The organism is Aliiroseovarius lamellibrachiae (assembly GCF_018599245.1).
Taxonomy (GTDB): domain Bacteria; phylum Pseudomonadota; class Alphaproteobacteria; order Rhodobacterales; family Rhodobacteraceae; genus Aliiroseovarius; species Aliiroseovarius lamellibrachiae.
The window spans coordinates 259,136-278,341 of sequence record NZ_JAHEVJ010000004.1 but is presented as its reverse complement, the minus strand read 5'-3'; the positions used below and the strand labels follow the sequence as shown (position 1 = coordinate 278,341).

Below are 19,206 nucleotides of genomic sequence, written 5' to 3'. Positions count from 1 at the left end.
TTGTTATCCTTTTTCGATCTTGATGATCCCATGCCCGGCAATCAATGCGCTGAGCGTTGCGGTGAGGTCGAAATCAGCCACCTGGGACGTGGCCAAACCCAACGCCGTGCCAAAGGCGTGGCCTTTTTTTAAGGCGTTTACAAAAACGGCACCTCCAAGGGGCAGGCGTTGTGCCACTGGGTCGTACCCACGGCGTGAAATCAGGATGGTTTCAGCTTGCATCGTGGGTGTTGGCCCATCTTGCATGTTGAATTCCCAGATCGACAGTGCCGGAAACTCCGAGGTGAGGGTTTCAACGGCTGGTGCCAGCACAAGGCGGGTGTCCATCAGCGTGGCTTGATCCAGTTGGGTCAGATCCGCGGGGGCAATCGCCTCGGCGTCGCCTGCGTGATAGGCGCGGCGCAACGCCAGCTCTAATCGGGCCACGTCGGGCAGGTATTTCAGATGCACGGTGCCGGGAAACCCGACCAGAAATGTGGGCATCGCCGCACCATAATGCATGATCAGTTGAGACGCGGGCGGATGTATGCGCAGATAAACCAGCGCCATTTGGCGGAAAAACGCTTCGCCCAGCAATTTCGTCAGCACCGGAAACCCGTCAACCAGTGCGCTGGCCAGGGAATGGGAAACGTTGTTGCGATAGACGCCAAACCGTTTTTCGGCATGGGTGCCTTCGGGGGTCACCAACCCATCAGGCGCAGGTGTTTCCGGGTCCAAGAGCGCGTTGCGAAACCGGCTTTGACTGACGGTCATGTCTTGCGCAGATGTTGTCAGGTCCAATGTCATGCGACCACCCCTTGCATATGTCTCGCAGCACGGGCGGTTTCCGCCTCGAGCACATTAAAGTCAGGCACGTCATTGTCCCATTCTACCAGCGCGGGGCGTGCCCCGCCGTTGGCAATTACATGGTCAAACAAAGCCCAGACCGGTTCATCCACGGGTTTTCCGTGACTGTCTATAAGCAGCTTTCGGCCCAATTCGTCGGTATCTTCATCATGGCCAGCAAGGTGGAATTCCTCCACCAAATCAAGTGGATATGCGTTAATATAGGCGCGGGGGTCGAAGTGCAGATTGGTTGCTGACACAAAGACATTGTTGACGTCTAAAAGCAGCCCACAGCCGGTGCGCCGGGCAAGTTCACGCAGGAAATCAGGCTCGGACCAGGTGCTTTGGGCAAATGCGAGGTAGGAGGAGGGGTTCTCGAGCAGCATTTTGCGCCCCAGATGGTCCTGCACTTCGTTGATATGCGCTGTCACACGGGTCAGCGTGTCATTGGTATAGGGCAGGGGCAGCAGATCATTCAGAAACTGCGCGTCATGGGTGGACCAGGCAAGATGTTCCGAAAACATCGCGGGATTCAGCCAATCAATCAGGGTCTTCAGACGGGACAGATGTTCTGGATCAAGGCGGGTCTCACCACCGATCGACAAACCGACCCCGTGTACGGAAATGGGAAATTTCTCGGCAAGGTGACGCAATTGCGCCAAGGGACGTCCGCCAGCCCCCATATAGTTTTCGGCATGGATCTCCAGCCAGGTGACGGACCCGGGGGCGTTCATTAACTCGTTGAAATGCTGAGGTTTGTAACCAACACCGCCAGCTTTTGGTAACGTATCTTTTGGGGATATGTCTAACATGGAACGCTCCCGGATCCTGAAGGTATGAGGCTCCGGCCACCGGGGCGGCCGGAGTATCAATTTAGCTCGCAGGCAGGTTCATTTTGGTGGCTTCCAGCGAACCTTTGTGCATCATCCCACCACCATCGGTCAGTTCCATGGTCTCACAGGTGCCGGCGGGAACAAGTTTCCAAGCGTTGCCTTGGTAATCAACCGTGGACGTGCCAGCACATGTGGTGCCTGGGCCAGCCGCACAATCATTTTGGCCGGCGAGTGCGACACCGAAGCATTTTTCTTGGTCGCCGTCAGCGAGAGCAGCGGTAGCGTTTGCAGCAACAGCGGCGGTGATGGCACCCAGGATGGCGATGGATTTTACTTGCGACATGTGTACTTCCTTTCAGGTTTAAAACTCGTATCGCCCCGGTCCGATTGACGAACTGTTTGTCGGTGGCGGTGAGGAAAACCTAGGCGGCGGCGGCGGCCCCTGCCACTCACGACGGCGTCAGTCACAGGGGCGTGAAGGCAATGGGGATGCCTGGTCACGGGTCTGTGATCGGGTCGGTTTGCTGCTATTGGCTAAATCACAGTAAAATTAGGGGTATTGGCAGGACGGTGGGCGCGCGCATTCGGTGCATGTGTCACAATTGGCGCGAGTGAGATGTGACAGTCGCAGCTATGTTTCAGGGGCAAGGCGGCCATGCAAAGCGGTGATCACGGGTTTCGTGAGGATTGTGACGTCTTTGCGGGAAATCGGGCAAGGCCCTGTGATGCAAAGGAAAGATACATGTTTCTTATACCCATGCCCGATCGCGGACAAAAAAAGGCCGGTGCGCATGTCACCGGCCTTTGTCTTCGTTCTGTGTGTGTTTTAGACGAGGTCAGGCGGGGTTGCCTCAGCCGCCAAGATGCCTGCCACCTCATCCAATGGCAGAACCTTTGAATGCTTCTCGCCCAGACGGCGCATGGAAACAGTGCCATCCTCAACTTCTTTTTTGCCCACGGCCAAGATCACCGGAACCTTGCCGACGGAATGCTCGCGGACCTTGTAGTTGATTTTCTCGTTGCGGATATCTGCTTCGGCGCGCACGCCTTGGGCGGTGAGCTTGGCGACGACCTCTTGCACAAACTCATCTGCATCCGACACGATGGAGGCCACAACCACCTGGCGCGGGGCCAGCCAGAACGGCAATTTCCCCGAATGCTCTTCGATCATAATGCCGATGAACCGCTCAAACGACCCAAGTGTGGCGCGGTGCAACATCAAGGGGCGGTGTTTGGCGCCATCTTCGGCGATGTAATTTGCCCCCAACCGTTCAGGCAGGTTCGGGTCGATTTGCAGGGTGCCACATTGCCAATCCCGGCCAATCGCATCGGTCAGAACAAACTCCAGCTTTGGTCCGTAAAACGCGCCTTCGCCTTCTTGCACCTCATAATCATAACCGGCGGCTTTGATCCCATTGGCCAGCGCGTCTTCGGCCTGATCCCAACTTTCTTCGGTACCAACACGCTTTTCGGGACGCGTCGACAGTTTCACGCGCCAGTTCTCAAACCCAAGGTCGGCATAGATCTTGGCGAGAAAATCGACAAACTTCTTGGTTTCCGCCTCGACCTGATCTTCGGTACAGAAAATATGGCCGTCATCTTGCGTAAATCCACGCACGCGCATGATGCCATGCATCGCGCCGGACGGTTCGTAGCGGTTGCACGATCCAAATTCGGCCATACGCAGAGGCAGGTCGCGATAGGATTTCAGACCTTGGTTAAAGACTTGGATGTGACAGGGGCAGTTCATCGGTTTCAGCGCGTTCACGGCCTTTTCACGGGCGTGCTCTTCGTCGACCTCAACAATGAACATGTTTTCTTGGTAATTTTCCCAATGCCCGCTTTCTTCCCACAGCTTGCGGCTGACCACTTGCGGGGTGTTCACCTCGACATAGCCGCCACGGGTTTGCTGGCGACGCATATAATCTTGCAGCGTGGTATAGATTTTCCAGCCGTTCGGGTGCCAGAACACCATGCCGGGGGCCTCTTCCTGCATGTGAAACAGGTTCATCTCGCGACCCAGCTTGCGGTGATCGCGTTTGGCGGCTTCTTCCAGCATGTGAAGATGCTTTTTCAGCCCTTCTTTGTTCTGGAACGCCACGCCGTAAATCCGTTGCAACATGGCGCGATCTGAATCACCGCGCCAATAGGCCCCAGCCACCGACATCAGTTTAAACGCATCAGCGGGCAGCTGTCCGGTGTGCTGCAAATGCGGCCCACGGCAGAGGTCTTGCCAATGGCCGTGCCAATACATGCGCAGGGGCTCGTCGCCGGGAATGGCTTCGATCAGCTCTACTTTATAAGGCTCGTTGTTGGCCTCATAGAATTTCACCGCGCGGTCGCGATCCCAAATCTCAGTCGTGACAGGGTCACGCTTGTTGATGATCTCTTTCATCTTGGCCTCAATCGCACCGAGGTCTTCGGGCGAAAATGGCTCTTGGCGATCAAAGTCGTAATACCAGCCATCTTTGATGACCGGGCCAATGGTGACCTTAACGTCTGGCCACAGCTCTTGCACGGCGCGCGCCATGACGTGGGCAAAATCATGGCGGATCAGCTCAAGCGCTTGCACGTCGTCTTTCATGGTGTGAATGGCAATCGACGCGCTTGCGTTAATCGGCCATTGCAGATCCCAATGCTGGCCATCAACGGTGGCGGAAACCGCTTTTTTTGCCAAGGAGTTAGAGATGCTGGAAGCGATTTCGGCGGCGGTGATGCCGGCGTCATAATCGCGTGAATTGCCGTCGGGGAATGTCAGGGTGATTTTTTCGGAAATCTGGCTCATTGGCCTTCTCCTCGTCGTTTTGGCGCCCACGGAACGCCCGGTTGCGGGTTATGTGTTTATGGGTTTTCGCGCGCGGGCGCAGGACTGTCAATATTGAATTACGCATAAGGGGGATTGCCCAAGTTTTTCCGCGCATTATGGTTGGTGCATCAAATAAGGAGCGCCCAAATGGTTGAGTATCTCGACACCCCGCAATCCCGCCGCCTTGGTTATGTAAAGACCGAAGGTGCTGGTCCGACGATCGTATTTCTGTCCGGGTTAAAGTCGGACATGGAGGGCACCAAAGCGGTCGCGCTGGAGGCATGGGCGACCCAGAAGGGTTATGGCTTTTTGCGGTTTGACTACTCAGGTCACGGGCAAAGCTCCGGCGCGTTTGTCGAAGGGTGCATTGGCGATTGGCACGAGGATAGTTTGGCGGTGGTGGATCAGTTGACCGATGGGCCGATTGTGGTTGTTGGCTCGTCCATGGGGGGATGGCAGGCGCTGTTGCTGGCGCGCGAACGTCCGGATCGTGTGGCGGGCTTGGTCACAATCGCGGCGGCGCCTGATTTCACCGAAGACGGTTATTGGGCCAGCTTTTCAGAGGATCAAAAGGCGGAGTTGCACCGTGCGGGCCAAGTGTCGATCCCGTCAGAATATGACGAAGATTATGTGATCACCAAGCATTTGATCGAAGAGGGGCGCAACAATCTGGTTCTGCGCAGCCCGCTTCGTTTGGGAATGCCCGTGCGGTTTTTACAAGGGACCGAGGATACAGCGGTGCCCACATCCCAAGCGGTGAAGCTGTTGGAACATGCCGAGGGGGATGATATTCGACTGACCTTGGTAAAAGGGGCGGATCACCGCTTTTCCGATGGGGAATGCCTTGATCTCATTCAAAAAATGACACTTGTTGTGATCAAACGTGCGGGGTGACGTTTGGGATGTGCAGATCGAAGGGGTGAGGGAATGCTAGAACCATTGGTGCTGATACCGGGGATGATGTGTGATGCGCGTGCGTTTGCGCCGCAGGTCAATGCGTTGTCGCGTGAGGTCAGCGTTCAGGTGGCGTCAGTTGCGCAGTCGGACAGTATCCGTGACATGGCGGCCCAAGTGTTGTCGCAAGCGCCCGCGCGGTTTGCCCTTGCGGGGCATTCCATGGGCGGAATTGTCGCGATGGAAGTGGCCCGCCGCGCACCCGAGCGGGTCAGCCGATTGGCGTTATTGTCGACCAGCCCGCTGACAGATACCCCCGCACAAGCTGCATGGCGCGAGCCGCAAATCGTGCGTGCGCAAGCGGGGCGGTTGGCGGAGGCATTGCAGGAAACCATGAACGAAAATGTTCTGGCGCCGGGGACAAATGTTGCCGAGATTTTGCAGCTTGTGCACGACATGGCGCAAGATTTTGGTGCGGCGTGTTTTGTGCGACAATCGCGTGCTTTGCAACGCCGCCCAGACGCACAGCGCAGCCTGCAAAAGCTCAAGGTTCCGACGATGGTTTTATGCGGGGCACATGACAAGCTGACCCCCCCCAAGCGTCATGAAAATATGGCGGAACTTATTCCGGGGGCAGAGTTGGTGATCCTGCCCAATGCCGGTCACATGCCGATGCTCGAGTGTCCAGAAGAGGTGACACTTGGCCTCAAGGCGTGGATGAAAATGCCGTTGGAGCTTCGGTGACAGACTGGAGCTTTGACAAAAAAGGCACCCGAAGGCGCCTTTTCTGATCTGCGGGTTAAACCGGAATGCGCGTTGGGAGCGGCCCATCATCCTTATCGGATTTTGTGGCTTTCGGTTTTGCCGTCTTTGGCTTTTCCGCTTTTTTGGTTGTCGCTTGCGCGGCAGGTGCAGAAGTATTTTGGTCAATGAAATCTAGCACAAGAGGGCGGATGTTGTTGCGCCAGCTTTTGCCTGCGAAAATCCCGTAATGCCCGGCGCCTTCTTCGAGGTGACTGGCCTTTTTGTCGTCGGAAAGTCCGGTCAAAAGATCCAGGGCTGCGACGCATTGGCCGGGGGCTGTGATATCATCCTTGGACCCTTCGACGGTTTTCACCGCGACATTGGTAATTGCGCCAATGTCGACTTTATGGCCGTCCACGACAAATGAATTGCTGGCCACTTCACTGTCTTTGAACAGCCGCTCGACCGTGGACAGATAAAACTCGGCGGTCATATCCATCACTGCGAGGTATTCGTCGTAGAATTTATTGTGCTTGTCATGCTCTGACGCGGCGCCACGCGCGACGCGATTGATCTGATCTTGGAACGCTTTTGAATGCATCTCGGAATTCATCGAGATGAACCCCGCGAGTTGTAAAAGCCCCGGATAGACCAAGCGACCAACGCCACCATATTTGAAACCCACGCGCTGAATGGAAAACTCTTCCAACTGGCCCATGGTGACACGGCGGCCAAAGTCTGTGACATCAGTGGCGGCGGCGTCCGGGTCAATCGGGCCGCCGATCAGGGTCAAGGTTTGGGGCTGTGCCTCTGGGTCGATTTCGGCGAGATAGGCAGTGGCAGCCAGCGTCAGTGGGGCGGGTTGGCATACGGCCACCACGTTGATATCCGGCCCGAGGTGGCGCATGAAATCGACCAGATAAAGGGTATAATCCTCGATATCAAACTTGCCTTCACTGACGGGAATATCGCGCGCATTGTGCCAGTCGGTGATATAGACGTCCGCGTCGGGCAGCAGGCTTTGCACGGTTGAGCGCAGCAGGGTTGCGTAATGGCCGGACATGGGGGCAACCAACAAGATTCGACGCGCTCGGGGGGCGCGGCCCACGGCGTTGAATTTAATCAGGTCACCAAATGGGCGTTCCACCAGCGTTTCAATTTCCACCAATCGTTCGCGGCCATCTTCGGTCACGACGGTGTTGATGCCCCAATCTGGTTTTTCTTGCATACGGTGAAAACTGCGTTCCGTGACTTCGCCCCAAGCGGACAGCATTTGGAAAAAGGGGTTCGGGATCAAAGCCGTAGCTGGGTAAGACCCCAATGCGGCGGCCGTCGCGCCCAACCATTGGTTGGTGTTGCGCATCGTTTCCATCAAGTCATAAGTCGCCATAAACCGCATGCAATTACCCTTTGCTTTTTCAAACCAACCTACCGCATAGTTATAAACATATGCTGTTTTTCTGATGCTGCATCGCAGATAGAAAATGCTGCATGTGCGAAATAAGATAGTGGGGAAATTGCTTTATGACAACCAGCCAAAAAAATCAGGGCCATGAGTTGAATGAGTTAAATCAAAATCTAGCCAAGATTGAGGAGTTGTCTGCGCGTTTAACCAATATTGTGGCCGGGAAGAAAGCCGTCAGGCAAAGCTTGCAGGGGCCGGGTCAGGAATTTTACGCCAAGGCGGTTGCTGCCTGCTGGAATGACGTGCTGGCAAATCCGGCGAAAATCATCGAACAACAAGTTGCGTTTTGGGGCAAAAGCCTGCAGCACGCGATGGAAGCTCAGCAAGCGCTCTCAGGGGGGGAACTTGTGGCCCCCGAGGATCACACCCCCAAAGACCGGCGGTTTTCCAACCCGCTTTGGGAAACGCACCCCTATTACAACTATCTCAAACAGCAATATTTGATCACCTCTGAAGCGATGGAAAATACGCTGTCGGATGTGGAGGGGCTGGACGAGCGCGACAAGCAAAAGCTTGGATTTTTCACCCGTCAGATGATCGATATGATGAGCCCGACAAACTATCTGGCGACCAATCCTGATGCGATGGAACGGGCAATAGAAACCGAGGGGCAATCTTTGGTCGACGGGTTGGAAAACCTGGTGCGTGATCTGGAAAGTAATGACGGCGAACTTGTGGTCAAGCTGGTGGACGAAAGCGCGTTTGAGGTGGGCGAAAATATCGCGACCACCGAAGGGTCGGTCATTTATCGCAATAGAATGCTGGAGCTGATTCAATACAAACCCACCACGCAAAAGGTTCATGCCCGGCCATTGATTATTTTTCCGCCTTGGATCAACAAATTTTATATCCTTGATTTAAAAGAACAAAACAGCCTGATCAAATGGATTGTTGATCAGGGATACACATTGTTTGTGGTCAGCTGGGTCAACCCGGATGCTCGTTATGCCGAGGTTGGGTTGGGGGATTATATCGAAGAGGGGTATTTGGCGGCGATCAATGAGGTCAAAGCCATAACGGGCCAGAAAAAGGTCAATGTGGTCGGCTATTGCATAGCGGGAACCACGCTGTCGCTGGCGCTGTCTTTGATGAAAAAGCGCGGTGATACCTCGGTGAACTCCGCCACATTTTTCACCACGCTCACGGATTTCTCTGATCAAGGCGAAGTGGGTGTTTTCCTGGATGATGATTTTGTCAGTGGCATCGAAGAAGAAGTAAAAGAGACCGGCTATCTGAGCAGTTTTTTCATGTCACGGACGTTTTCTTATATGCGTTCAAATGATCTGGTTTATGGCCCGGCGATCAACAGCTATATGTTGGGCAAGACCCCTCCTGCGTTTGATCTGCTGTATTGGAACGGGGACGGCACTAATTTACCCGCCAAGATGACGGTCGAGTATTTGCGTGGGTTGTGTCAGGGCGATCAATTTGCGCGGGGCGACTTTGAGCTGTTGAACGAACATCTGTCGATCGCGGATGTTGAGGTGCCGATTTGTGCGATTGCCTGTGAGACGGATCACATTGCTGCCTGGAAGTCGTCGTATAATGGGATGCGCAAGATGGGGTCCAAAGATCGAACCTTTATCCTGTCTGAAAGCGGCCATATTGCGGGAATCGTCAACCCGCCCTCTAAAAAGAAATATGGGCACTATACCAATGAGACGTGGCCAGAGGCGTCAGAAGATTGGTTGCAAGGCGCAGAGTTCCATCAGGGGTCATGGTGGGGGCGATGGGATAATTGGCTGTCTGGGAAGTCTGGCAAAAAGGTCGATGCGCGCGCGGTGGGCGATTCGTCCCATACGCCGCTTGCGCCCGCACCAGGAACCTATGTGCTGGCCAAAAAAACCTGACAAGCTCCGCAAAATCGTGGGTTGAGTGGCCACAACTTACTGAAATTTCCGTGTTTTAAAAATGTTACATGCTGCAGTGCAGAAAAAGCTTGATTTGCTGCACCGCAGCATGCATATTGTTTGCAGACGCAGAAATAAGGGCGCTCCAAACCTGAACACTCAGGCCCGCCCACATTCGGAGATGACCAATGGCTAACGCACAAGACTATTCAAAAATGATCCAAGACATGATGGGCGCATTCCCAGTTGACATGTCTGCCGCACAAGACGCTTTCAAAAACCAAGCCGCCATGAGCGAGAAGTTTTCGAAAGTGGCGCTGCAAGCTGCTGATAAATCAGCTGAAATCTCGACCAAATGGACCAAAGAAACTTTGGCCAAACTGGGCGACGTCTCTGCTGCGAAAGAAGAAGCGGCTGATTACTCCAAAGCAATGACCGATTTCGCTTCGGCTCAAGCTGAGCTGGCTGCTGAAAACATGGCGGCTTTTGCAGAAGTTGCAAAACGCGTTCAGTCTGAAACCGTTGAGCTGATGATGGCTGCTGGCAAAGATCTCGGCGAAGAAGCTCAGGCTGCTGTTAAAAAAGCAACTGACGATGTTGCCAAAGCTGCCAAAAAAGCGACTGCAAAATAAGTTAGGGACAAATCTGCCGGTCTCCTCCCGACCGGTCCTCCCTGAAAGGACGAGCATCGGCTCGTCCTTTTTTTCGTTTGATCAAATGCCTTGCCAATAAGGGGCGCGCTGGAATAGGATTTTGCAGTGCAGCAATCAAATTTGCTGTGGGGAGGAATAATGGCTCAAAAAGAAGAAACACTTCTGATCAAACGCTACGCAAGTCGGCGATTGTATAACACAGAAACATCCGATTACGTGACGCTTGATGATATTGCGGGTTTCATCCGCGGTGGACGCGAGGTTCAGATCATCGACCTGAAATCTGGTGATGATCTGACGCGGCAATATCTACTTCAAATCATTGCAGAACATGAAAGCCGCGGCGAAAATGTGCTGCCCGTTGATGTCCTGACCGATCTTGTCAGGTCCTATTCGACGCAAGCTCAAAGTGTTGTACCACAGTTTCTGGCCGCCAGTTTCGAAATGCTGCGGGACGGGCAATCCAAAGTGATGGAAAATCTGGGCACGATGAGCCCTTCAATGCCCGCAATTCCTGGTTTGGAAGCGATGCAGGCGCAGCAAGAAGCGTTTTTAAAGGCTATGATGGGCGGATTTTCAGGTGGGACGTCGCCGCAAGGTGAGGCCTCTTCAGGCGATGAGACGGCCACAAAAGAAGAAGAGCTGGACGAGATTAAGAAGCAACTTGCCGCCCTTCAGGCCAAATTGTCGGGGCTGGGGTAATATTTTAGCCTTCGGCCCAGGAAAAATGCGACAAAAAAGGGAGGCCGAAGCCTCCCTTTTCGTAATATCAGGCCAGTCCAATCAATAGGTGCGGATCAGCCCCACCAATTTTCCCTGAACTTTGACAGAACCTTCCGGCAGGATGCGCGTTTCATAGGCAGTATTGGCGGCCTCAAGGGCAATCATCCCACCTGTTTTGCGAAAGCGTTTGAGGGTGGCTTCATAGCCATCCACCTGCGCGACAACAATATCGCCATTGTCGGCGAGACTGGTTTCACGGATCACCACAACATCCCCACTGTTGATCCCCGCGTCGATCATACTGTCGCCCTTGACCTCCAGCGCATAGTGGCGACCGCCAGCCCCCAGCATATTATCCGGAACCGAGATATGTTGCGCCTCATCCGAGATCGCCTCGATCGGTTCGCCTGCTGCGATGCGGCCCAGCAAAGGCAGGTCACTGATGCCGCGACCCTCAAGCGGGATGGCGGTATGGGGTGTTTTTTCAGGGCGACTGCCGTCGATCACTTTGGGTTCAAACCCACCGCGACCACCGGAGTCCATCGTTTCGGGTAGTTTCACAATTTCAATGGCGCGCGCACGATGGGCAAGGCGGCGAATAAAGCCACGTTCTTCAAGCGCGGTGATCAACCGGTGGATGCCAGATTTGCTGCGCAGATCCAAAGCGTCTTTCATTTCATCAAAGCTTGGTGGAACCCCGTCGCGCTGAATGCGTTTGTGGATAAAGTTTAGCAATTCTAACTGTTTACGGGTCAGCATCTGCTTTTACCTCCGAGTTGCACCGGCATTTTTTGACATGGGATACATCCCACAAGCGCGCCGGGTGGTTCCCGGCGTTCAAGGTCTGTTCTACCCATGTTCTCTTTTTGTGTCAACCGAGTGCAAATATTTGGTAAACGCACAGCGCCCTTGGTTTGGGCATTCTTAGATAGGCAAATATTCCATGACGTGCCCTGCGCCCTGTTCGGGATCATCAACCGGGCGAACAAGCAGGGCATTTGCGCCGGCGAGCACGGATAAAAGCGCGCTATCTTGCTGATTACACGCGGTGATTTTGCCATCCTGAACAACGGCGCGCATGTAATGTTCGCGCGGTCCATTTGCGGCGATGGATGCGCCAAGGGGGGCGGTTTTGCGTGGGGCAGGGGTGGCGCCCAAGCCGAGCATTGCGCGCAAGGCCGGGACAAGAAAAACATGACCACAGACCATCGCCGAGACCGGATTTCCCGGCAACCCAATGACGGGCGTGTTCCCAAGTTTTCCGGCCATCAACGGTTTGCCGGGGCGCATGGCGACTTTATAGAAACTGCGCGCCATGCCGAGTTCTTCTGTTACATCCCCGACCAAATCATGATCACCAACCGAAGCGCCGCCAATGGTGATGATCAAATCAGCCCCCTCGCAAAGCTCAAACGCGGTGCGCAGGCTGCCTTTGGTGTCGCGCGCGATGGGCAACATGCGGGCATGGCCACCGTTTGCCTCGATCAGCGCTTTCAGACCAAAGGAATTTGAGGAAATGATTTGATCCGGTCCGGGTGTCTCGCCGGGCATGACCAGCTCGTCCCCGGTGGCCATCAACGCGACAATCGGTTTGCGTCGTACGGTGACTTTGGCGGTGTTCATAGCCGCGATCAGTGCAAGATGGGCAGGGGTCAAAAGCAAAGGGGCGGCAACCTGATCGCCTTCGTCAAAATCCGCCCCAGCCGGGCGCACATGCGGCCCTTTGTCGAGCTTGCGCGCTAGGGTGATCAGAGCCCCTTTGCGGGTCACATCCTCTTGAATAATAACGCGGTTTGCGCCTTCTGGCATCGGGGCGCCGGTGAAAATGCGAACACATTGTCCTGCGCCGATTTTACCATCAAAACCATGTCCCGCGGCGCTTTCACCAATGACCTGAAACATCGATTCCGGGTCCGCCTCAACCCCATTCACCGCATAACCGTCCATCGCAGAGGCCGCAAAGGGGGGCTGACGGCGCGTGGCTGTCACCGGGGCGGCCAAGATGCGACCTGCGGCTTCGGCCAATGGGACATCCTCGGTGCCCACGGGGGCGACGAGAGAAAACAGGTGATCAAGTGCTTCGGTGACGGGGATCATGTGGTGGCCTCATGTCTCATTCGTTTTGGCCAAATGTCATGTGGCCCTTCAACTTGCCCCGTTTTGCATATTCATTCGGGACACACCTTGAAATGGATCAAAGATGCAAATTAACGTTCATAGATCCCGGATTTCCCACCCTCTTTGCGCAACAGGCAGATGTCTTTGATTTCCATGCCTTTTTCAGCGGCTTTCAGCATGTCATAGACGGTCAGTGCCGCGACAGAAACGGCCGTGAGGGCCTCCATCTCTACGCCAGTTTGCCCACCGGTTTTCACCGTTGCAGTGATGCGCACGCCGGGCAGGGTGGGGACGGGGTCCAGTTCCAGCGCGACTTTGGTGATCGGCAGCGGGTGGCAAAGCGGAATGAGGTCGGAGGTTTTTTTGGCGCCCATGATGCCGGCAAGACGCGCGACCCCCAAAACGTCCCCTTTTTTGGCGGTGCCTTCCATGACCAGCGCCAGTGTCTCGGACGTCATTTTCACGAAGCCTTCGGCGATCGCCACGCGGTCGGTGACCTCTTTGTCGGAAACATCAACCATATGGGCAAGGCCCTGATCGTCGAAATGTGTGAGCGGAGAATTGGTCATGACAGCTCCTTTACGGGTGCCGGGTTGGCAAGAAGATTACGGGTGACTTGGGCCACATCATCCTGACGCATCAGGCTTTCGCCAATCAAGAAGCTGCGCGCGCCATATTCGGCCATATCCGCCAGATCCCGCGGCGTTGATAAGCCGCTTTCGCAGACCAGATGGCGATCCGCCGGGGCCAATTTCGACAGGCGTCGTGTGGTGTCGAGCGAGGTTTCAAAGGTCTTGAGATTGCGGTTGTTCACCCCCAGAAGCGGTGATTTCAACGACAGGGCACGTTCCAATTCGGCCTCGTCGTGAACCTCGATCAACGCATCCATGCCCCAAGAAAACGCAGCCTCTTCAAGCTCTTGCGCTTGGCTGTCCGCGACCGAGGCCATGATGATCAGAATGCAATCGGCGCCCAAAGCGCGGGCTTCGGTGACTTGATAGGTATCATACATGAAATCCTTGCGCAGGGCCGGAAGTGTGACAGCCCCACGCGCGGCCACCAGAAATTCGTCAGCACCTTGAAAAGAGGGTGTGTCGGTCAGCACAGACAGGCAGCTTGCACCGCCGTCCTGATAGGCTTTGGCGAGTTCTGCGGGGTGAAAATCAGCCCGAATAAGACCCTTTGAGGGGCTGGCTTTTTTGACCTCAGCAATCAAACCGTACCCATTGGCAGCATCCGCCATCAAAGCCTTGGCAAAACCGCGCGTCGGGCTTGCGTCGCGTGCGGCGGCTTCCACCTCGGACAGGGGGCGGGCGGCTTTGCAGGCGGCCACATGCTCCAGCTTATAAGCTTTGATTTTATCAAGAACGGTTGGGGTCGCAGATTGGGTCATTATCTCACCAGTTTATCGGAGCGTCACCCTTGTCTGTAAGCCAATTGTTCACGGTTGAAAACGGGCGAGAGCCGAAAAACCCACGTCGGGCGGAAAGTGGTGAGGGATGGGCGGTTTTTACGATCAGGTGATCGCCGGACTGGATGTATTTCTCAAGCTTTTGGGCGTTGTTTCCCCACAGAATGAAGGCTGTGGGGGTGGAGGACACGCGCCCCAAGATTTGATGAACCAAGATGTCCCACCCCAAGGTTTTATGCCCATTTGCATCCCCTGCGGGCACCGAAAGTGATGTGTTGAGCAAAAGCACGCCCTGTTCAGCCCAATCCGACAGATCGCCATTGGGGCGCTGCACGCCAAGGTCAGCGTCGAGCTCTTTATAGATGTTCTGCAAAGATCGGGGCAAAGGCCGCACATCGGGCTCCACTGAGAACGCCAAGCCATTGGCATGACCCGGTGTGGGGTAGGGGTCTTGCCCGAGGATCACGACCCGTACGGCGTCGGGTGAGGACGCGGCAAGGGCCGCGAAACGCAAAGTGTCCGGCGGCAGGATCTCGCGTGGCTCAGCAATGATGTGATCGCGAATGCCGGGCCAAGTGTCGGTGAAAAAGGGAAGGTCGGCCCAGGCGTGTGGCAGGGTCATTCGGTTGGGCCTTTTCTTGCGGCGGTGATTGACGTTGGGCTTGGATGGAGTGATTCCACTAGAAAACTAGAAAACTAGAAAACTAGAAAACTAGAAAACTAGTTTTCCGGTTTTGGGTCATCCACGCGACGTGACTTCGGCCAGTTTTTCGATTTTTGCGAGGGCTTGCCCGCTGTCGATGCTTTCAATGGCCATGGCCACCCCGTCTTTCAGGGAACTTGCCTTATCAGCGACAACCAAAGCGGCGGCGGAGTTGAGCAGAACCGCATCGCGGTAAGCGGATTTTTCACCTTTTAGAAGCGCCGAAAACGCAATGGCATTTTCCGAGGGTTCACCGCCCATAATCGCCTCAAATGGGTGCACTGGAAGGCCCGCATCCTCGGGATGGATCTCAAATTCACGCACAGCGTCATTTTCCAATGCGGCCACCCAGCTGACACCGGCAATGGACAATTCATCCGTGCCATCAGAGCCGTGCACAAGCCACGCCTTTTCCGCGCCGAGCATCTGCAGGGTCTCGGCCATCGGACGGATCAGGTCGCGCGAGAAGGCGCCGGTCAGTTGCCGGGTCACGCCAGCGGGGTTTGTCAATGGTCCCAGGATGTTAAAGATCGTACGGGTGCCAAGTTCCGCGCGTGTTGGCATGACGTGCGCAATGGCTGGGTGGTGCATCGGTGCCATCATAAAGGCGATGCCCGCCTCGGCCAAAGCGGCCTCAACCACATCCGCGCCGACCATCACATTCACACCCATCTGACCAAGCGCATCTGCGGCCCCTGACTTTGACGACAGGTTGCGATTGCCGTGTTTGGCGACGGTCACACCGGCGCCCGCAACGACAAAAGCCGTGGCGGTTGAAATGTTGAGCGTGCCTTTTCCATCGCCTCCGGTGCCAACAATATCTATCGCGCCCGCCGGCGCCTTCACCGGGCGGCATTTCGCGCGCATCACGGCGGCGGCGGCGGCATATTCCTCAACCGTTTCACCGCGCGTGCGCAGGGCCATGAGCAATCCACCAATTTGGCTGGGGGTCGCTTCGCCTTCGAACAAGATGTCAAAGGCTTCTTCAGCCTCAGCACGGCTAAGGGGGCGATCTGCGGCGGCGCCGATCAGGGGTTTGATACGGTCGCTCATGCCGGAACCTCATCTTTCAAAGGTTTTACATTGATACCTGCGGATTTCAGGAAATTCGCAAGCATCGCATGACCAAATTCCGACCGGATGCTTTCGGGATGGAATTGCACCCCTTCGATCGGAAGCGTTTTGTGGCGCAGCCCCATGATCATGCCATCCTCAAGCCAAGCGGTAATCTCAAGACACTCTGGCAGACTGTCGCGATCCACGATCAACGAGTGATACCGAGTGGCCTCAAGCGGTGTCGGCAGCCCCGCAAACATGCCTTTGTCGGCGTGATGCATCGTACCCATTTTGCCATGCACAATTTCGCCCGCGCGCACGACTTTGCCGCCAAATGCCTGACCAATGGTTTGATGCCCAAGACAAACCCCCAACAAAGGCACGCCATTTTTCGCCGCTGCATGGGTCAGCTCAAGGCAAATTCCTGCCTGATCCGGGTCACATGGCCCGGGTGAGAGCAAAATGGCTTGGGGTTTCAACGCCAAAGCGTCCTCCACCGTGATCACATCATTGCGTTTGACCACCACTTCGGTGCCCAATTCGCCCAAATAATGCACGAGGTTGTAGGTAAAGCTGTCATAGTTATCGATCAGCAGGATCATTGGGCGGCCTTTCAGCATTTCGTGGCGCAACGGGGGGTTACGCGCGTCTCTCGTCGGGGTATACATGTTCAAACCAAGCGCTGCGGGTCAAGAGCAGTGCGGAGATTTTCGAGGAGAGCAAGCATGGCACGCGGTTTTCTTTCGGGTATTGCGATGGGCGTCGTAGTGTCCGCAGCCGGTCTGGCGGGGCTGTCAGTGATGACTGCACCCCCAAATGGTCAGGGGGCAGGCGCTGATTTGGATATGAAAATGTCGCCTTTACCCGACACGGTGTCTGTTGACGGGGCGGGTGACGGCGCCGCTGAAATCGCCATGTCTGAAAGTGAAAAAACGCAACAGCCCAATCCTGACACGGCCGTGATATCGCAGCCCAGTGATCGCGAGCTTACGGACGGCGCCGCGCCCGCGCCGGACAGTGATGCCCCCCGTTCAGAGAGCGCGGCGGTTATGCCCTCACCTGACGAGGCCCACACGCCAGAGGTCACATCCGCGCCCGAGGACGCATTGGGCGACACATCCGGCGCCATGGTGCAGGAGGTGTTGCCAGCGCAGCCAGCCATGCCGACCGAAGGCAGCCCGGCCACTCAGCCGACGGGAGAAAGCACCGAACAGGCCCTGACGGCCGATACCCCATCACAGCCCACAATGGATGAGGTGCCATTGGAGGCAGGCCCAGTTCCGGATACAACCGCGCCGACGGTCGCACCACCGGTTGATGCGCCCGACGTTGCCCCCGCTGTACCGGAGGCTTCTCAGCCCGTTGAACAACCGATTGCTCAACGCGAAACATCACCCGAAATGGTCGAGGACGCCCCCACACCCGGTGTCAAAAGTGCGCCGGTGAAGCCGATTGGGGATCTTGCACCTAATGTGAAAACAAATCGGCTCCCCTCTATCTCAGATGCGGATGCATCAGAAGAGACAGATGCCGCGGAAGCTGCGCCAGACCAACCTTTGTCGCCGCTTGCGATCATCCGCAATGCGTCCCCCTATGAGCGGGCTGCTGACTTACCGATCATGGCCGTTTTGTTAAAGGATGAGGGCGGCGCGCGCGCCGATCTTGGCGATCTGACGAACCTTCCTTTCCCCGTGACATTTGTGGTGGATGGCACGGCCGCTGATGCGGTCGAGGCCGTGGCCTATTATCGTTCTCAGGGCGCGGAGGTTGTGGTCGAGGTGATGCTGCCACCTGCCTCAACCCCTGCAGACGCCGAGGTGAATTTCCAGGTTCAGGCGCCAATCATCGACCAAGGGGTTGCGGTGATGATGAATGACGTCAGCGGCTTTCAGGAGGATACGGATCTTGCAAAGCAGATCGCGCAAATCCTTGTGGCCAGCGGACATGGGGTGGTGAGCTTTCCTAAGGGGCTAAGCACAGGAAATCGTTTGGCAATCAAAGCGGGCGTGCCAGCGGGTACTGTTTTTAGGGATCTTGATGGCGAGGGGCAGGATGGGCGCACAATCCGCCGGTTCCTTGACAATGCGGCGTTTAAAGCCCGCCAAATGGACGGGGTAATCCTGTTTGGGCGCGCGCGTCCTGACACCTTGCAGGCCTTGATCGAGTGGAGCCTTGGCTCGAGGGCGAAATCCGTGTCGGTGGCGCCCGTCAGCGCGGTGTTGCTGGGGGAATGACAGCTGCGGTTTGCGGTTCGCAATATCGCGTCAGGCCGAGGTGGCTGATGGTTTAACCCGACGCCCCATTGGGGCACGCGTTCACCGTATCGCCATCAGGGTTTAAGCAGTTCTACGATGGATTTCCCAAGGCGGAATGGCGCGGCAAAGGCGACCATGCAAAGCGCGGCGAGTTGCAACAGCAGGATATGCGCATTGTCCTGAAGGTATTGCCATTCCTCACGCAATTTGCCGACTTGGCCAATCAAACCATCATAGCTTTTGGCGATAATTTGATAGTCACCAACGATGATTGGGGCGCTTTTGCGAAGCTGAGTTATCGCGGCTTCGGTCTGTGTATCCCGAGAGGTGAAGACCAAAAACCTTTCAATATCAAAAGCATCCGCTTGTGCGGCCATGTCTTGCATCTCGTTCATATCGTCGTGGTGGCCTTTGCCCACCAAAAAACTGAGGCTGGCCAGCGGGGCCACTTCTTGGGTCACAGCAATAAACAGCGGCAGTTCGGCATTGCTGGCGGTGGAGGCTGACAGGAATTCGACCTTTTCGCAAAGGGTCGTGATCGCCGGTTCAGATGTGCCTTCGCAAAATCTAAGCCGAAACCGTGCGGCGTCCCGGTCAAAGGCGGCGGTGGCAGCAAAGGCAATGTCAATCTGGCGATCCAACCGTGAACTGTCCGAGGTGTAAAGCCCGGCAATAATCGCCACCAAGGCCCCAATGCCACCAAGCACCACCCAAACCAGATCCGCCAGTTTCCATGCGCGATGCCCCGGCGGTTTTCGAAACAACAGCGCCGTGCCAAAAGTTCCGATCAAAAATAACCCCAGCAGCAGATGTAGCTGATATTGCGCAATTTGTAACATGGGGCGAGTGTAGGGCGCGCGCGCCGCGGTG

General features: G+C 55.8%; 19 protein-coding genes. 6 read left to right on the top strand and 13 right to left on the bottom strand.

Annotation, left to right across the window (positions count from 1 at the left end):
* Positions 1 to 3 precede the first annotated feature (3 nt).
* The 4 genes from KKW20_RS09290 to thrS form a co-directional block, all read right to left on the bottom strand.
* Positions 4 to 786, bottom strand: coding sequence for an HvfC/BufC N-terminal domain-containing protein (locus KKW20_RS09290; RefSeq protein WP_246534526.1), 783 nt, complete (start codon positions 784 to 786; stop codon positions 4 to 6).
* A complete protein-coding gene (gene bufB, locus KKW20_RS09285; protein ID WP_214567595.1) occupies positions 783 to 1,637 on the bottom strand; it encodes an MNIO family bufferin maturase in 855 nt (284 codons plus the stop codon). The genes KKW20_RS09290 and bufB overlap by 4 nt, the downstream gene beginning before the upstream one ends.
* 61 nt (positions 1,638 to 1,698) lie before the next feature.
* Entirely contained in the window at positions 1,699 to 2,001 is a 303-nt protein-coding gene (locus KKW20_RS09280; RefSeq protein WP_214567594.1) for a BufA1 family periplasmic bufferin-type metallophore, read from the bottom strand.
* Positions 2,002 to 2,484: 483 nt separating this feature from the next.
* Positions 2,485 to 4,443: a threonine--tRNA ligase gene (gene thrS / locus KKW20_RS09275; protein WP_214567593.1), complete on the bottom strand. Its 1,959-nt coding sequence runs from the start codon at positions 4,441 to 4,443 to the stop codon at positions 2,485 to 2,487.
* 168 nt (positions 4,444 to 4,611) lie between these two features.
* Here thrS and KKW20_RS09270 point away from each other — a divergent pair, with 168 nt between their 5' ends.
* Together KKW20_RS09270 and KKW20_RS09265 are read left to right on the top strand one after the other, a co-directional pair.
* Positions 4,612 to 5,358: an alpha/beta hydrolase family protein gene (locus KKW20_RS09270; protein WP_214567592.1), complete on the top strand. Its 747-nt coding sequence runs from the start codon at positions 4,612 to 4,614 to the stop codon at positions 5,356 to 5,358.
* A 33-nt stretch (positions 5,359 to 5,391) separates the two neighbouring features.
* Positions 5,392 to 6,102 carry an alpha/beta fold hydrolase gene (locus tag KKW20_RS09265; RefSeq protein WP_214567591.1) on the top strand — a complete coding sequence of 237 codons (711 nt, stop codon included), beginning with the start codon at positions 5,392 to 5,394 and terminating at the stop codon, positions 6,100 to 6,102.
* A 55-nt stretch (positions 6,103 to 6,157) separates the two neighbouring features.
* Here KKW20_RS09265 and phaZ read toward each other — a convergent pair whose 3' ends face one another.
* Entirely contained in the window at positions 6,158 to 7,501 is a 1,344-nt protein-coding gene (phaZ, locus tag KKW20_RS09260) for a polyhydroxyalkanoate depolymerase (RefSeq protein ID WP_214567590.1), read from the bottom strand.
* A 125-nt stretch (positions 7,502 to 7,626) separates the two neighbouring features.
* Between phaZ and KKW20_RS09255 the strand changes: the two genes are divergently transcribed.
* The 3 genes from KKW20_RS09255 to phaR all read left to right on the top strand — a co-directional run bounded on the left by KKW20_RS09255 (position 7,627) and on the right by phaR (position 10,772).
* The gene (locus tag KKW20_RS09255) at positions 7,627 to 9,417 is read left to right on the top strand and encodes a PHA/PHB synthase family protein (RefSeq protein WP_214567589.1); all 1,791 of its coding nucleotides are present in this window, start codon (positions 7,627 to 7,629) and stop codon (positions 9,415 to 9,417) included.
* Positions 9,418 to 9,605: 188 nt separating this feature from the next.
* Entirely contained in the window at positions 9,606 to 10,049 is a 444-nt protein-coding gene (locus tag KKW20_RS09250; protein WP_214567588.1) for a phasin, PhaP, read from the top strand.
* A 159-nt stretch (positions 10,050 to 10,208) separates the two neighbouring features.
* Positions 10,209 to 10,772: a polyhydroxyalkanoate synthesis repressor PhaR gene (phaR, locus tag KKW20_RS09245; protein ID WP_214567587.1), complete on the top strand. Its 564-nt coding sequence runs from the start codon at positions 10,209 to 10,211 to the stop codon at positions 10,770 to 10,772.
* An 81-nt stretch (positions 10,773 to 10,853) separates the two neighbouring features.
* Here phaR and lexA read toward each other — a convergent pair whose 3' ends face one another.
* The 7 genes from lexA to KKW20_RS09210 form a co-directional block, all read right to left on the bottom strand.
* Complete coding sequence (gene lexA / locus KKW20_RS09240) at positions 10,854 to 11,552, bottom strand: transcriptional repressor LexA (RefSeq protein WP_214567586.1); 699 nt, start codon at positions 11,550 to 11,552, stop codon at positions 10,854 to 10,856.
* 165 nt (positions 11,553 to 11,717) lie between these two features.
* Positions 11,718 to 12,890 carry a molybdopterin molybdotransferase MoeA gene (locus tag KKW20_RS09235; RefSeq protein WP_214567585.1) on the bottom strand — a complete coding sequence of 391 codons (1,173 nt, stop codon included), beginning with the start codon at positions 12,888 to 12,890 and terminating at the stop codon, positions 11,718 to 11,720.
* Positions 12,891 to 13,000: 110 nt separating this feature from the next.
* Positions 13,001 to 13,480: a cyclic pyranopterin monophosphate synthase MoaC gene (gene moaC / locus KKW20_RS09230; RefSeq protein WP_214567584.1), complete on the bottom strand. Its 480-nt coding sequence runs from the start codon at positions 13,478 to 13,480 to the stop codon at positions 13,001 to 13,003.
* Positions 13,477 to 14,304 carry an indole-3-glycerol phosphate synthase TrpC gene (gene trpC / locus KKW20_RS09225; RefSeq protein WP_214567583.1) on the bottom strand — a complete coding sequence of 276 codons (828 nt, stop codon included), beginning with the start codon at positions 14,302 to 14,304 and terminating at the stop codon, positions 13,477 to 13,479. Before trpC ends, moaC begins: the two co-directional genes overlap by 4 nt.
* A gap of 4 nt (positions 14,305 to 14,308) precedes the next feature.
* Positions 14,309 to 14,944 carry a uracil-DNA glycosylase gene (locus KKW20_RS09220; protein WP_214567582.1) on the bottom strand — a complete coding sequence of 212 codons (636 nt, stop codon included), beginning with the start codon at positions 14,942 to 14,944 and terminating at the stop codon, positions 14,309 to 14,311.
* 117 nt (positions 14,945 to 15,061) lie between these two features.
* On the bottom strand, positions 15,062 to 16,078 hold the full coding sequence (gene trpD / locus KKW20_RS09215) for an anthranilate phosphoribosyltransferase (protein ID WP_214567581.1): 1,017 nt from the start codon (positions 16,076 to 16,078) through the stop codon (positions 15,062 to 15,064).
* Positions 16,075 to 16,683, bottom strand: coding sequence for an anthranilate synthase component II (locus KKW20_RS09210; protein ID WP_214567659.1), 609 nt, complete (start codon positions 16,681 to 16,683; stop codon positions 16,075 to 16,077). The genes trpD and KKW20_RS09210 overlap by 4 nt, the downstream gene beginning before the upstream one ends.
* A 123-nt stretch (positions 16,684 to 16,806) precedes the next feature.
* Here KKW20_RS09210 and KKW20_RS09205 point away from each other — a divergent pair, with 123 nt between their 5' ends.
* The gene (locus KKW20_RS09205) at positions 16,807 to 18,315 is read left to right on the top strand and encodes a divergent polysaccharide deacetylase family protein (protein WP_214567580.1); all 1,509 of its coding nucleotides are present in this window, start codon (positions 16,807 to 16,809) and stop codon (positions 18,313 to 18,315) included.
* Positions 18,316 to 18,410: 95 nt separating this feature from the next.
* Here KKW20_RS09205 and KKW20_RS09200 read toward each other — a convergent pair whose 3' ends face one another.
* Entirely contained in the window at positions 18,411 to 19,175 is a 765-nt protein-coding gene (locus KKW20_RS09200) for a hypothetical protein (RefSeq protein WP_214567579.1), read from the bottom strand.
* Between the last annotated feature and the right edge of the window lie 31 nt (positions 19,176 to 19,206).

What these genes read in the sequence shown, in the direction of transcription:
- moaC (WP_214567584.1), bottom strand. Translation starts at nt 13,480, where the DNA reads ATGACCAATTCTCCGCTCACACATTTCGACGATCAGGGCCTTGCCCAT.
- trpD (WP_214567581.1), bottom strand. Translation starts at nt 16,078, where the DNA reads ATGAGCGACCGTATCAAACCCCTGATCGGCGCCGCCGCAGATCGCCCC.
- KKW20_RS09200 (WP_214567579.1), bottom strand. Translation starts at nt 19,175, where the DNA reads ATGTTACAAATTGCGCAATATCAGCTACATCTGCTGCTGGGGTTATTT.
- KKW20_RS09280 (WP_214567594.1), bottom strand. Translation starts at nt 2,001, where the DNA reads ATGTCGCAAGTAAAATCCATCGCCATCCTGGGTGCCATCACCGCCGCT.
- KKW20_RS09235 (WP_214567585.1), bottom strand. Translation starts at nt 12,890, where the DNA reads ATGATCCCCGTCACCGAAGCACTTGATCACCTGTTTTCTCTCGTCGCC.
- KKW20_RS09250 (WP_214567588.1), top strand. Translation starts at nt 9,606, where the DNA reads ATGGCTAACGCACAAGACTATTCAAAAATGATCCAAGACATGATGGGC.
- KKW20_RS09265 (WP_214567591.1), top strand. Translation starts at nt 5,392, where the DNA reads ATGCTAGAACCATTGGTGCTGATACCGGGGATGATGTGTGATGCGCGT.
- KKW20_RS09220 (WP_214567582.1), bottom strand. Translation starts at nt 14,944, where the DNA reads ATGACCCTGCCACACGCCTGGGCCGACCTTCCCTTTTTCACCGACACT.
- lexA (WP_214567586.1), bottom strand. Translation starts at nt 11,552, where the DNA reads ATGCTGACCCGTAAACAGTTAGAATTGCTAAACTTTATCCACAAACGC.
- KKW20_RS09255 (WP_214567589.1), top strand. Translation starts at nt 7,627, where the DNA reads ATGACAACCAGCCAAAAAAATCAGGGCCATGAGTTGAATGAGTTAAAT.
- KKW20_RS09205 (WP_214567580.1), top strand. Translation starts at nt 16,807, where the DNA reads ATGGCACGCGGTTTTCTTTCGGGTATTGCGATGGGCGTCGTAGTGTCC.
- KKW20_RS09290 (WP_246534526.1), bottom strand. Translation starts at nt 786, where the DNA reads ATGACATTGGACCTGACAACATCTGCGCAAGACATGACCGTCAGTCAA.
- bufB (WP_214567595.1), bottom strand. Translation starts at nt 1,637, where the DNA reads ATGTTAGACATATCCCCAAAAGATACGTTACCAAAAGCTGGCGGTGTT.
- thrS (WP_214567593.1), bottom strand. Translation starts at nt 4,443, where the DNA reads ATGAGCCAGATTTCCGAAAAAATCACCCTGACATTCCCCGACGGCAAT.
- phaZ (WP_214567590.1), bottom strand. Translation starts at nt 7,501, where the DNA reads ATGCGGTTTATGGCGACTTATGACTTGATGGAAACGATGCGCAACACC.
- KKW20_RS09210 (WP_214567659.1), bottom strand. Translation starts at nt 16,683, where the DNA reads ATGATCCTGCTGATCGATAACTATGACAGCTTTACCTACAACCTCGTG.
- KKW20_RS09270 (WP_214567592.1), top strand. Translation starts at nt 4,612, where the DNA reads ATGGTTGAGTATCTCGACACCCCGCAATCCCGCCGCCTTGGTTATGTA.
- phaR (WP_214567587.1), top strand. Translation starts at nt 10,209, where the DNA reads ATGGCTCAAAAAGAAGAAACACTTCTGATCAAACGCTACGCAAGTCGG.
- trpC (WP_214567583.1), bottom strand. Translation starts at nt 14,304, where the DNA reads ATGACCCAATCTGCGACCCCAACCGTTCTTGATAAAATCAAAGCTTAT.